The organism is Tissierellales bacterium, from assembly GCA_025210965.1.
Classification (GTDB): Bacteria; Bacillota; Clostridia; order Tissierellales; family JAOAQY01; genus JAOAQY01.
Map to the genome: position 1 here is coordinate 26,123 of JAOAQY010000002.1, position 12,920 is coordinate 39,042.

Here is a 12,920-nt window from a genome sequence, read left to right on the forward strand (position 1 = left end):
GGTAGCTATAGATTGCAATGAGTAGCTAGCGAGCTATAGTTTTTCATTATACCAAAAAGAGAATTTGAATTCTCTTTTGGAATTAGAGGAGGAAGAACATGAGAGGTAAAAAAAATTATTTGATATTGGGAGTTATTAGTGTTGCGATTTTGATTAGCGTATTTGGTTGCAAAAAAGGGGTAAACGAAGAAAAAATAGATGATACAACGCCAGTCGAAGTTATTACTACGGAAAGTAGTGAATTAACAGAGTGTTTGTATAATATCGGAACGGTAGAAGCCAAAAATATTAAGAAATTGAGTTTTAAAAATAGCGGAAGAATAGAAAAAATCAATGTTGAAGTTGGTGACTATGTAAAAAATGGTCAAATATTAGCAACACTTACATCTAAAGAGATGAATTATGCAACTGATAGTGCAAGAGCTCAGTTAGCATCGGCAAAAGAGAGCTATATATTAGCGAAAGATGCCTTAGATAAAGCACAAGCACTATTTGATACGGGTAGTATATCTAAAAGAAGTTATGATGAAGTGAAAACTAAATATGAAGTTGCTTCGAATAGCTATAAAAAGGCTCAAGAAGGTTACAATATTCAAAATAATATGAAACAAGAAAACAAATTAGTAGCAAATGCTGAAGGTTACGTAGTAGAAGTTTTGTATGAAGAAGATGAAATGATAAACCAAGGTATGCCGATTATAGTGGTTAGAAGTGATAGCAAAATTATTAATATTGGTATGACTCAAGATGAAGTTGATTATGTAAAAATGGGAATGGCTGTTGATTTGAGTTTTGGAGACGATCACTATGAAGGAAATGTTACCAACATAGGAGAAGTTGCGGATTTAGAAACTAGAACATTTGAGATTGAAGTTTCATTCGATGCTCCAGATATAAGACTTGGAAGCATAGGAAAAACAAAAATGGAAATTCAAAAATATCAAGGGATGGTATTGCCGATAGATACTATACTTAATCAAGGAAATGATTTTGTATATGTAGTAGAAGATGGAGTAGTTGTCAAAAAGAATATTGAATTAGGAACTATATACGGAGATACTGTTGAAGTCAAAGGTATTGAGAATGGAGAATTTGTTGTTACATCAAATACAAACAAGATCAAAGCTGGCGATTCTGTAAAAGTAGTAGAAAACTAAAGGAGTGCGGACGATGAATAAGTTACTAGAAGGAGCCATAAAAAACAAAAAGATAACGATTTTCTTTGTTGTAGTAGTTGTTCTAATGGGACTATATAGTTATTACGTAGTTCCAAAACAAGAAGCACCAGATTTAAGTGCGCCATATGCTATTATGACAACAATATACCCTGGGGCTAGTCAAGTTGACGTTGAAAAGCGTGTTACAAAGAAAATAGAAGATGAGGTTTCGAAAATAGAAGGTTATGAGTATGCAGAAACCTATTCAAGTAACAATGTTTCTGTGGTAGTTCTCAAAATGAAATATGGAACAGATCCAGATGAAGCATGGAAAGACCTTAGAATTAAAATGGATGATTTGCAAAGTGATTTGCCATCTGAATGCTACGATATAGAGTTAAATACAGATGTAGTAGAGACGGCAGGTATGATTATAAGCTTGACTGGAGAAAACTATTCATATGAAGAACTTGCTTATTATGCAGATGAAATTACTAAAGATTTAAGTGAAGTTGATGGTATATCAAAATTCGAGGTGGAAGGTGAGTTAGACCACGAAATAGAAGTTGAAGTTGATTACAAAAAACTAAATTACAACAAACTTTCACTAGATGAACTTAAACAATTGATACAAGCTCAAAACGTACAGATACCATTTGGTGAAATAGAAAATGATAATAGTAAAATTACTATAAAAACAGATTCATCATACAAAAGTGCAAAAGATATAGAAGATATATTGATAGGGGTATCTAGAGAAAATGGTTCTGTATTAAAATTAAAAGATATAGCAAATGTTCATGAAAAACTAGATGAAACAAGTCCTAAATACAGAGATAATGGAAAAGCAGCGGTGCTCATATCGGGATATTTTGAAGATGGTAAAAATGTAATATTAGTAGGTAAAGATGTTGAAAACAAGATTGAAGAACTTAAAAGAAACTTACCAAGTGACCTTACATTTAATGAAGTCCTTTATCAGCCAAAAGATGTGGCACTTTCAGTTAATAATTTCATAATGAATCTTATCCAATCGGTATTACTAGTTATAGTAGTTGTACTAATTGGTTTAGGACTTAGAAATGCGTTAATTATATCAACTGCAATTCCAGTATCTATGCTTATGACATTTGCGGTACTTCCAGCTATGGGAATCAAAGTACATCAGGTATCTATAGCAGGTATGATAGTAGCACTAGGTATGTTAGTTGATAATGCTATCGTTGTAAGTGACTCTATTCAAATAAGAATTGACAATGATGAAGACAAATTGAAAGCGTGTGTAAATGGTACTAAGGATGTTGCTGTGTCAGTATTTGCATCTACACTTACTACAGTAGCAGCATTTTCACCATTATTGATGCTTGATTCACTAGCTGGAGATTATGTAGCTTCGCTTCCAAAGGTTGTAATGCTAGCGCTAACAGGTTCTTATATAACAGCTATATTCATAACACCAACTATGGCATTTTTGTTCTCTAAAAAGAGAAAAGAAAAGATCCAAAAGTATAGATTACGAGCATTTTTTACTAGGATGCTTAATAGGTCATTGGAACACAAAGGTATGATGTTTATGTGTATATTACTAGTCATTGGAGGGACCGTATTCTTATTGAGCAAATTGCCAATTATATTCTTCCCTAAAGCTGACAAATCTATAGTATATGTGGACATAAAAGCGGAGAAAAATATAGGGCTTGATTATACAAAAAATGTAGTAGAGCAAGTTGAATCGGTATTGAAAGAACAACCAGAAGTAGTGGGATATGCATCTAGTGTAGGAAGTAGTATACCAAGATTTTACGATACACTTAGAGTTATGGTAGAGATGGTAGACAATGCACAAATACTAGTAAATGTTGATTTATCTGAATCAGAAAGATACAGAAATAATACACAATTTGTAGAGGCATTACAAGCTAGAATAAATGGTAGTGTAACAGGTGGAGAGGCTATTGTAAAAGAACTAGAGTATGCAGAACCGATCGGACATCCTATAAAAATCAGATTGTCTGGAGAAAATTATGATATATTAGAAGCTGCAAGTGAGCAGATACAAAATGTATTAAATGCGACTCCGGGAACTATAAATGTAAATGACGATTATGGTAACAAGAATTACGCTTATAGTGTCGAAATAGATAAAGAAAAAGCTTCACTATTTGGAATATCGAATTATGATATACAGAATGAAGTGAGTATGGCACTTAGAGGTCGAGAGGCATCGGTTCTTAGAAAAGATGATTCTGAAAAGAGTATAATAGTAAAAACAGATATACAAACTGTAGAAGATTTAGAAAATCTAAAAATCAAATCTAGAATAACAGGCAAAAAAGTGCTATTAAAGAATGTGGCACAGGTAGTTTTAGAAACTCAATTGCCTACTATACTACGATATGATAGAGATTATGCGATAACTGCGTTCTCAGACGTAAAAACAGGATATAATAGAAGAGATATAGTTGGCAATTTGAAAACAGAAATGTCAAAAATGGATCTTAGTGGGGTTAGAGTTACATTTGATGGTGAAGATGAAATGATTAAGAAATACTTTGGAAATTTAGGGGTGTCTGCTATATTTGCAGCTATTGCAATATTTGTAATCCTTCTAGTTCAGTTTAAATCATTCTCACAACCATTTGTAATACTTTGTACTATTCCACTATCAGCTATAGGATCTATACTTGGATTATTTATAACTAGACAACCATTGTCTTTCACAGGGCTGCTTGGTATGATAAGTTTAATGGGTATAGTTGTAAACAATGCGATAGTTTTAGTTGACTTTATAAACAAAGAGAGAGCTGATGGAAAGGATAAGACGGAAGCTTGTAAAGCAGCTATCGACAAGAGATTCAGACCTATTGTACTTAGTACAATTACGACAGTTATAGGTCTTATACCACTAGCTATATCTGAGAGTCAATTATTCAAACCACTAGCTATTGCCTTGATGTTTGGTTTGGTTGTGTCAACATTGTTGACATTGGTTGTAATACCAACAACGTATACGATATTAGAGAGAGAATAATAATTGACAGATAAAGAACAATCATGGTTTGTATCAAAAATTTATTGAAGTAAAGTGTGTGGGGTATATTTATAATGCATAATAGTTTTCCCCCTCAAAGATGCTATTGGCGAAAGGCTACCCAGTGATTTACTGGGTAGTCTTTTTTGAGAGACTGTTATTAGCAGATAAGACTGACTTCTATGGGTGACAAATTCAAAATATTGGTTTATAATAGTCGGATAGAGAAAGTTTGTGGGTGATTGAATAATGTTTTTTAAAAGATTTAAATCATGGAAGATAGTACTGGATTCATTTAAAGATATAGGAGGATCTATATCTAAAATATTAGAATTTGAATTGACGATGAGATTTTTGTCAGCTTTTTTTGTTTATCCTTTGATAGTTTGGATATTCAATGTTTTTATGCATAAAAAAGGATTTACGGCGCTACAAAATAATGATTTTTTAAAGATGGCATTTTCATGGCAAGGGATAATAGCGTTTTTTATAATAGTATTAATAGCTCTTTTGTTTATGATAATAGAAATCGGTGGACTAATATTGGTTTCATATAAAATAAAGATGAAAGAGGATAGTATTGATTTTCAAAAAATAGTAATAGCTACTTTGAAAAAATTTCCAAGGTTTATAGGCCCAGGTGGAATATTAATGGCAGCCTATTTTTTCCTTATATCACCTATACTAGGTTGGGGAATAAATACAAGTTTGCTCAGTACATTAGCATTACCTAAATTTATTGAAGATTATATATTTAATCAAGAGTGGCTTTTGGTGTTGTACGGTTTTTTAGTTTCGATATTGTTTTTATTTGCAATCAGATGGATATTTAGCTTGCATTATATAATACTTGAAGACTATAAACCATCAATGGCAATGAAAAAGAGCTGGCTACTTATAAAAAAAGATATAGGATTATTTATAAAGTATTTCATAGGTATACAAATAGCATCTGCTCTTATGGGATTAGCATTTTTTGTATTGTGGATTGCTATATTTCTCATGGGAATAGTTATAAGCGTGACACTTAACAATCCTGAGAGATTTTTGCTTATTTTTGGAGCACTAAATAATATTATAATATATGTGTTTTTGTCATTAGTTATTCCATTTAATATAGCTGCAATAACAAGATTGTTTTATAGATTAAAAAAAGAGCATAAAGAAGAGAGCAAAATTTATGTTGATGAAAACTTTAGAAACTTTAAATGGTTTAGATTTGGCTGGATATTTAAAAAGCGAATATTTGTCACAGGGCTTATTATAAGTGTATTTGTATTTACTTACTTGAGCATGCAGATGAATTTGGATTACAGGTTTAATATAAAAAAGCCAGCTATTACTGCGCATAGAGGAAGCTCGTTTAATGCGCCTGAAAATACAATTTCAGCACTTAAAGTTGCTATAGAAGAGAAATGTGATTTCGCAGAGATAGATGTCCAAGAGACTATAGATGGCCAACTAGTAGTTACTCACGATAGAAATGTCAAAAGATTTACAGGCGTAGATAAAGATGTATCTGATATGAGTTTTTATGAAATAAGAAGACTAGACTTCGGAGAGTGGTTTAGCAGTGAATTTAAAGGTGAGAAAGTACCGACTCTTAAAGAAATGATGGATGAAGCGCGAGGAAAGATAAAACTAAATATTGAATTAAAGGGAGATGGGGCCTCTGATGATTTTGTTAAAAGAGTAACCGAGCTTATAAAAGACGAAAATTTTTATGAAAATTGTATAGTCACATCATTAGATGCTAAAAAGCTAAGGAAAGTTAGAGATTTAGATTCCAATATAAAAATAGGAAGCATAATTTATTTAGTTGCAGGGAAATATGAAAATTTAGATTTTGATATCTTAAGTGTAGAATCATCTGTATTAGATCAAGATTTTGTAATAAAAGCCCATGAAATGGGCAAAGAAGTTCATGTTTGGACTGCAAACGAGGTGGAAGATATTGAGAAATTCATACTTATGGGAGTTGACAATATAATTACAGATAGACCAACATTTGTAAATGAGATTTATGAGATGAAAAAAAATGAGGATAAATTTAGTCAAATAATAGAACAGATGATTCTTATCGATTAGAGAAGGGATATGACTATGGAGACTATTTTAGTAGAGGGACAATTGATACCTTACAATATAGAAAAGAAAAATAGAAAGACTATGGCAATTAAAATAATGGAAGATGGATTGGTCATAGTGTCTATTCCAAAAAGGACTAGCATGAAGGTAGCGAAGAAATTTGCAGAATCGAAGGCTAACTGGATACTAAAAAATAGAAAAACTGTTATGAATATATCTAATGAAAAACTAAATACTTATAAAACGGGGAAAAAACTTTATGTAATGGGGGATTTGTATTTGCTTAGAATAAGCAAAGAGACAAAATTAAAAAAAGCAAGCATAGAACTTGGTCAAAATGAAATTGTACTAAGCACATTTGATGACAGACCTGACTTTGTTAGAGATGTATTAGAAAAGTGGTATGGAGTGCAGGCAAAAAAATTTTTTAGTTATAGAACCGAATTACATGCAAAAAAATTAAACTTAGAATATAATCAGATTAGAATAAAGAATCAAAAGACTAGGTGGGGCAGTTGTAGTTCAAAGAGAAATTTGAATTATAATTTGCGACTAATGATGGCTCCAGTTGAAATTATAGATTACATCATAATACATGAGTTATGCCATTTAGTTCATTTGAATCATTCGGCAGATTTCTGGAAATTAGTTGAGACGATACAACCAGATTATAGAGTTCGACGAGAACTTTTGAATAAATGGGCACCTAAACTTAATTTTTGATGAAAGGGATGATATTTTTGTATAAATTATATTACTATCCAAAATGTTCTACATGTAAAAAAGCGGTAAAGTGGATTGAAGAAAATGAAGTAGATGTTGAAAAAATACACATAGTTGAAAATCCACCATCTAAAGAAGAGTTAATGGATTTGTATAAAAAGAGTGAATTGACTTTGAAAAAATTCTTTAATACTTCTGGGATGAAGTACAGAGAATTAGGGTTAAAGGATAAACTAGCAGAAATGACAGATGAAAAGGCGATAGAATTGTTGGCGAGTGATGGAATGCTAATAAAACGTCCTTTAATTACTGATGGTAAAATGGTCTTGCTGGGATATAAAGAAGCCGTTTGGGAAGAAAATTTAAAATAGAATGTATAGTTATGGAATACCAATTACTTTAGTAATTGGTATTTTTTGTGCTTATTACACCATTGACTTTTTAAATACAGTGAGATAAACTAATTACATGATAGAAAAAAAACCATCGTGGTAAAAAAATTACAACAAAATGGAGGTAATATTTATGAAAGAATTGCTTACAGGTAATGAAGCTGTAGCTAGAGGAGTTTATGAAGCAGGCATAATTTATGCTTCAGCATACCCAGGTACACCTAGTACAGAGATATTAGAAAATATATCAAAGTACAAAGAAGATATTATTGCGGAATGGGCGCCAAATGAAAAGGTTGCATTAGAGAGTGCTATAGGTTCAAGTATGGCGGGAGCGAGAAGCTTTGCTTCTATGAAACAAGTAGGATTAAATGTTGCGGCGGATCCATTGTTTTCGTTTGCTTACACAGGTTCAAGAGGTGGCATAGTAATACTTACAGCTGATGAACCTGGAATACATTCTTCTCAAACTGAGCAGGATAATAGATATTATGCCAAATTTGCAAAGATACCTATGGTAGAACCATCAGATAGTCAGGAATGCAAAGATATGGTAAAAGCGGCTATAGAAATAAGTGAGAAGCACAATATACCAGTGCTAATGAGAATGACAACTAGAGTCTGTCATAGCAAAAGTGTAGTTGAGCTTAAAGACAGAGAAGAAATAGAACTAGTGCCATATGAAAAAAATATAGCACAATACACTACTATGCCAGCTTTTGCTCCAGGGCAGAGAGCAAAACTTGAAGATAAATTGATAGAGCTTGAGAAGTTTTCAAATGAGACAGAGTTAAATTATATAGAGTGGAATGACAAAAAAATAGGTGTTATAAGTTCTGGAGTTGCATACCAATATGCGAGAGAAATATTTGGAAGTGAAGTATCATACATGAAAATAGGATTTAGTTTTCCTCTTCCTATGAAAAAAATAAAAGAATTTGCAAAAGGCGTTGATAAACTTTATGTAATAGAAGAGGTAGAACCTTTTATAGAGGAGCAATTAAAAGCTGAAGGTATAGAATGCATAGGTAAAGAAAAAATACCAAATATGGGAGAGTTAAATCCAAACATCATAGAAGAAACTTTAAAAGATAAAGCTAAGGAGTTAATAGAGGTAAATGATGAGAAACTAGTAAAAAGACCACCAGTACTATGTGCAGGGTGTCCTCATAGAGGCGCTTTTTATGAAGTTGCAAAGAGGATAAAGAAAAATAAATTAGTTGTTACTGGAGATATAGGATGTTATGGACTTGGAGCACTTCCACCACTTAGTGCGGTTGATACCATACTTTGTATGGGAGCTAGTATAAGTGAAGGGCATGGTGCATCTAAAATATTTAAAAAGTACAATACAGGTCAAAAGGTAGTATCTGTAATTGGAGATTCAACGTTCTTTCACTCTGGAATGACAGGGTTGTTGGATGTAGTTTATAATAAAAGCAACACAGTTACTCTCATATTGGACAATAGAATTACTGGAATGACAGGTCACCAAGATCACCCAGGAACAGGACTTACAGCTCAAGGTGAAGTTACAAAAGAAGCAGATATAGAGAAAATAGTAAAAGCATTGGGTGTTGAACATGTCAGAAAGGTTAATCCTTTAAAACTTGATGAAATGGGAGCTGCACTTGACTGGGCGTTAGAACTAGAAGAACCGTCAGTTATTATAACTAGATGGCCATGTGCCCTAAAGAAACATTCTGAAAAAGACAATAAAGAATTTGGGAAGTATTTCAAAAAACTAGCGGTTGATAGTGAAAAATGTATTGGTTGTAAAAAATGTACTAGTGTTGGATGTCCAGCTATTCATTTTGAAGATAAAAAAGCAAAAATAGATGAAAACATGTGCCTTGGATGCGAAATTTGTGCACAAGTATGTCCTGTAAAGGCTATAGACATAATTAAAAAATAGAGAGGTGAATATATATGAATGATGTAAAAAATATATTATTAGTTGGAGTAGGAGGACAGGGAACTATACTTGCAAGTAAAATACTTACAACAGGGCTTCTTCATGGCGGATATGATGTCAAAATGTCAGAAATTCATGGTATGTCCCAAAGAGGTGGAAGTGTTTCTACTCAAGTTAGATATGGTGAAAAGGTAAATTCACCGATTATAGGTAAGGGAAATGCAGATATTTTAGTCTCATTTGAAGAAATGGAAGCATATAGATGGCTATCATATGTGAAAAAAGAAGGTAAGGTGGTTTTGAATGACTATAGACTACCATCATCGCCAATGCTCATAGGAAAAGCTAATTATCCTGAAGGATTAAAGGAAGAAATAACAGAAAAAGTATCGACAGAACTTATTGGGGCTGCTAAAATAGCAGAAGAGATAGGAAATGCTAAGACAATGAATATAGTGCTGTTGGGAGCACTAGTAAAAGAGATGCAATTGGAAGATATTGATTGGGACAATATCATAGAAAAACTTGTAAAGCCTAAATTTGTAGAGATAAACAAAAAAGCATTTGCTAGAGGTCTAAATTATAAAAAATAAGGTTGTGATACGCATGAGCAAAGATTTAGAAAAAGAGATATTGTTAGAATCATACACTCAATTAGTTGATTTTATGGCAGAGACATTGGGGTCGGAATGTGAGATTGCGCTTCATAAAATCGAAGATCAAAGAGCGGAAATTATAGCTATTAGAAATGGTCAGTATTCAAATAGAAAAATTGGTGACCATATTGATGCTATAGGGAAAAAGGTCTATGAGATAGAGAAAAATCTGAGATATCATGCGAATTATGAAAAAGTTAATTATCAGGGGAAGGAAATGAAATCAAGTTCGTTTTATATAAGAAAGAAGAGCGGAGAGCTTATAGGAATACTATGTTTTAACTTTGATTTGACTTTAGCTAATATGGCAAGAAAATATTTTGAAGCATTTATGCCAAAAGAGACAGAAGAAGTGCTTGAAAAAGATACTGTAAATCAAATAACATTTGGTATGATAGATGAAACGATTCAAGCAATGAATCTACCTGTTGACCGAATGGTTCCAAATGAGAGGATAGAAGTAATAAAAGAACTCAGAGAAAAAGGTGTATTTGGTATCAAGGGTGCTGTAAGGCAAGTGGCTAAAAAATTGGAGATATCTGAGACAAGCGTATATAGATACTTAAAAGAAATAGAATGATCTATAAAAAAATCTTATATCAAAAATACAAATATAAAAATTACTAATAAGGCTTCCTCTGAAGCCTTATTTTTGGTAATCTATAGAAGTCAGAGTTATTATTTGAAATATATTAAGCTTAAGAAGTGGGGGAACGCTCGTGTTAAAAAAATCAAAGAAGTTTTTGAAAGTAGCGGCATTTGCATTAGCAGGAATGGTTGCATTAACTGCATGCAGTGGAGAAAATGCCAAAAAAGAAGAAACGGAAGAAAATAAAGAAACAACAGCTCAGGTGGAAGTGAAACAACAAAAAACTGAAGGCTTTGAAGAGTTATCAACTGAAAAACTAAAAGAAAACTATGAAGATTCTAATTGGGTATTAGTAGATACTCGATTAAATGATTCGTACAATGGCTGGAAATTGTATGGCGAATCAAGAGGTGGACATATAAAAGGTGCAGTTGATTTTTCTGCTAATTGGTTAACTGTTGAAAATGACAACAAAGAAAGTATTCTTGAAGAAGCACTTGAAATTAAAGGAATAGATAAAGAAAAAAATATAGTGCTATATGATGCAAATGGCGAAGAATCTAAAGTTGTAGCAGAGTATTTGAAAGCTAAAGGATATGAAAGTTTGTATGTATACGACGTAGATGGATGGGCAGATGATACTAGCCTTCCAATGGAAAAATATGAAAACTATGAAACTATAGTTCCGGCTAAGGTAGTAAAGAATATTTTGGATGGAAAAGATGTAGAAACATTTGAACCAGGAACTAAAGTTAAAATGGTAGAAGCTAGCTGGGGTGGAGAAGAATTATCTTACGCGAAAGAAGGAGTAGGTCATATTCCTACTAGTTTCCATATAAACACAGATATCATAGAACCACCAACAGAAAATCCACCTATGTGGATGCTTGCAAGTGATGAGAAATTAGAGCAATTTGCAAAAGACTATGGATTTACAAAAGATGATACAGTAATAGTTACAAGTGAAGGACAAATAGCGGCTTACCGTGTTGCGAGTGTTCTAAAATATATGGGTGTAAAAGATGTAAGAGTATTAAATGGTGGATTAGCATCTTGGAAGAGCGCTGGCTATGAGGTGGAGATGGAAAGTAATAAACCAGTTCCAGTTGAAAGTTTTGGAGCAAAGATACCACTTAATGAAGGTGTTATAGATACTCTTGAAGAGACGATAGAAGGATTAAAAAATCCAGAAGAGTTTACATTAGTAGACAATAGAACTTGGAAAGAACATATTGGTGAAGATACAGGATATAGCTATCATGACAAAGCGGGTAGAGTACCTGGTTCAGTATTCGGATATGCTGGAAAAACAGATTCTTACTCACTAGATTACTATAGAAATATAGATGGAACTATGAGAAATAAAGATGAAATATTAGCACTTTGGGCGAAATCTAATATTGATACTACGAAACATTTATCATTTATGTGTGGTAGCGGTTGGAGAGTAGCGGAAATATATTTCTATGCAGATACTATGGGTATACCAGATATCGGAATATTTAGTGATGGCTGGATCGGATGGAGTAACACAGAAGGATTGCCAACAGAAACAGGAGAACCAAAATAATATGATTAAAAAAATTATCAAAATGATGATAATTGCCATTGGAGCTATCGTACAGATAGCTCTTTTGGTGATTCCGTGGATATTAGAAGATTTATGTACCAAAAAAGCAGGAGTTATGCATCATGTTTACTATAGAAAAGCTCAATATGCAAATAGCATATTTTCAGAGGGAAACTTGATTATAGAGTCGATGGGAGCTGTGATTATAGCGCTAGTATTTGGATTTATTTTATTTAGGGCTTTTAGAAGAAAACAAACTCTATTGCTGAAAATAGAAACAACTATAGGTTTTGTGCTGTCGATAATATTTCCTATAATAGCGTATAGTGAAAATTTTAGAGCTAAATTGTCATATCCTTATTTTTTGATATGTCTAGCAGCTGGAGTATTTTTGCAGGTCATTTTTGTTGCGGGAATCAAGATATTTGATGGCAAATCAAGGAATAAATAATAACTTAAATAATTTAGATATATCAAAAAATATATAAGGTAATAAAGAAGTGGCTCATCTTAAAATTCAGTCGATATGCGAGTGAATTTTAGAATGAGCCACTATATTTTATTGTTAGATACAAATTTTAAGTTTATATATGAAGAATTATTTTTCTAATAATTCTTCATATGGCCATCCACCTTGACCATTTTCTAAGATAAATAAACGCTCTTCTGCGATGCCTTTTGATTTAAGGTGATTAACAGTATTTTGAGCTCCACCTTTTCCGCCAGGACAGATTACAACGATAGGATCGTCACCATCTAATTTGTCCATTATAGCATCAATTTTAGCTTTTTCTTCGTC

Annotated in this window: 11 protein-coding genes; 10 read left to right on the forward strand and 1 reads right to left on the reverse strand. The window is 32.5% G+C overall.

Going from position 1 to position 12,920, the window contains the following annotated elements; all coding sequences use genetic code 11:
* Window positions 1–98 precede the first annotated feature (98 nt).
* The 10 genes from N4A40_00160 to N4A40_00205 all read left to right on the forward strand — a co-directional run bounded on the left by N4A40_00160 (window position 99) and on the right by N4A40_00205 (window position 12,572).
* On the forward strand, window positions 99–1,157 hold the full coding sequence (locus N4A40_00160) for an efflux RND transporter periplasmic adaptor subunit (GenBank protein ID MCT4660240.1): 1,059 nt from the start codon (window positions 99–101) through the stop codon (window positions 1,155–1,157).
* A gap of 13 nt (window positions 1,158–1,170) precedes the next feature.
* Entirely contained in the window at window positions 1,171–4,188 is a 3,018-nt protein-coding gene (locus tag N4A40_00165; GenBank protein ID MCT4660241.1) for an efflux RND transporter permease subunit, read from the forward strand.
* Between the two features lie 249 nt (window positions 4,189–4,437).
* Window positions 4,438–6,276, forward strand: coding sequence for a glycerophosphodiester phosphodiesterase (locus tag N4A40_00170; protein MCT4660242.1), 1,839 nt, complete (start codon window positions 4,438–4,440; stop codon window positions 6,274–6,276).
* 15 nt (window positions 6,277–6,291) lie between these two features.
* Entirely contained in the window at window positions 6,292–6,999 is a 708-nt protein-coding gene (locus N4A40_00175; GenBank protein ID MCT4660243.1) for a M48 family metallopeptidase, read from the forward strand.
* 8 nt (window positions 7,000–7,007) lie between these two features.
* Window positions 7,008–7,370 carry an arsenate reductase family protein gene (locus N4A40_00180; GenBank protein ID MCT4660244.1) on the forward strand — a complete coding sequence of 121 codons (363 nt, stop codon included), beginning with the start codon at window positions 7,008–7,010 and terminating at the stop codon, window positions 7,368–7,370.
* 154 nt (window positions 7,371–7,524) lie between these two features.
* Window positions 7,525–9,306, forward strand: coding sequence for an indolepyruvate ferredoxin oxidoreductase subunit alpha (iorA, locus tag N4A40_00185; protein MCT4660245.1), 1,782 nt, complete (start codon window positions 7,525–7,527; stop codon window positions 9,304–9,306).
* 14 nt (window positions 9,307–9,320) lie between these two features.
* Complete coding sequence (locus N4A40_00190; GenBank protein MCT4660246.1) at window positions 9,321–9,899, forward strand: indolepyruvate oxidoreductase subunit beta; 579 nt, start codon at window positions 9,321–9,323, stop codon at window positions 9,897–9,899.
* Window positions 9,900–9,912: 13 nt separating this feature from the next.
* Entirely contained in the window at window positions 9,913–10,542 is a 630-nt protein-coding gene (locus N4A40_00195) for a PAS domain-containing protein (GenBank protein ID MCT4660247.1), read from the forward strand.
* Window positions 10,543–10,681: 139 nt separating this feature from the next.
* A complete protein-coding gene (locus N4A40_00200) occupies window positions 10,682–12,121 on the forward strand; it encodes a rhodanese-like domain-containing protein (GenBank protein MCT4660248.1) in 1,440 nt (479 codons plus the stop codon).
* Between the two features lies 1 nt (window position 12,122).
* Window positions 12,123–12,572, forward strand: coding sequence for a hypothetical protein (locus tag N4A40_00205; GenBank protein MCT4660249.1), 450 nt, complete (start codon window positions 12,123–12,125; stop codon window positions 12,570–12,572).
* 147 nt (window positions 12,573–12,719) lie between these two features.
* On the opposite strand, the gene N4A40_00210 is transcribed toward N4A40_00205, so the two are convergent.
* Window positions 12,720–12,920, reverse strand: a 201-nt coding sequence (locus N4A40_00210) for a rhodanese-like domain-containing protein (protein ID MCT4660250.1), incomplete at its 5' end; no start/stop codon positions are given.

What these genes read in the sequence shown, in the direction of transcription:
- N4A40_00160 (MCT4660240.1), top strand. Translation starts at nt 99, where the DNA reads ATGAGAGGTAAAAAAAATTATTTGATATTGGGAGTTATTAGTGTTGCG.
- N4A40_00165 (MCT4660241.1), top strand. Translation starts at nt 1,171, where the DNA reads ATGAATAAGTTACTAGAAGGAGCCATAAAAAACAAAAAGATAACGATT.
- N4A40_00170 (MCT4660242.1), top strand. Translation starts at nt 4,438, where the DNA reads ATGTTTTTTAAAAGATTTAAATCATGGAAGATAGTACTGGATTCATTT.
- N4A40_00175 (MCT4660243.1), top strand. Translation starts at nt 6,292, where the DNA reads ATGGAGACTATTTTAGTAGAGGGACAATTGATACCTTACAATATAGAA.
- N4A40_00180 (MCT4660244.1), top strand. Translation starts at nt 7,008, where the DNA reads ATGATATTTTTGTATAAATTATATTACTATCCAAAATGTTCTACATGT.
- iorA (MCT4660245.1), top strand. Translation starts at nt 7,525, where the DNA reads ATGAAAGAATTGCTTACAGGTAATGAAGCTGTAGCTAGAGGAGTTTAT.
- N4A40_00190 (MCT4660246.1), top strand. Translation starts at nt 9,321, where the DNA reads ATGAATGATGTAAAAAATATATTATTAGTTGGAGTAGGAGGACAGGGA.
- N4A40_00195 (MCT4660247.1), top strand. Translation starts at nt 9,913, where the DNA reads ATGAGCAAAGATTTAGAAAAAGAGATATTGTTAGAATCATACACTCAA.
- N4A40_00205 (MCT4660249.1), top strand. Translation starts at nt 12,123, where the DNA reads ATGATTAAAAAAATTATCAAAATGATGATAATTGCCATTGGAGCTATC.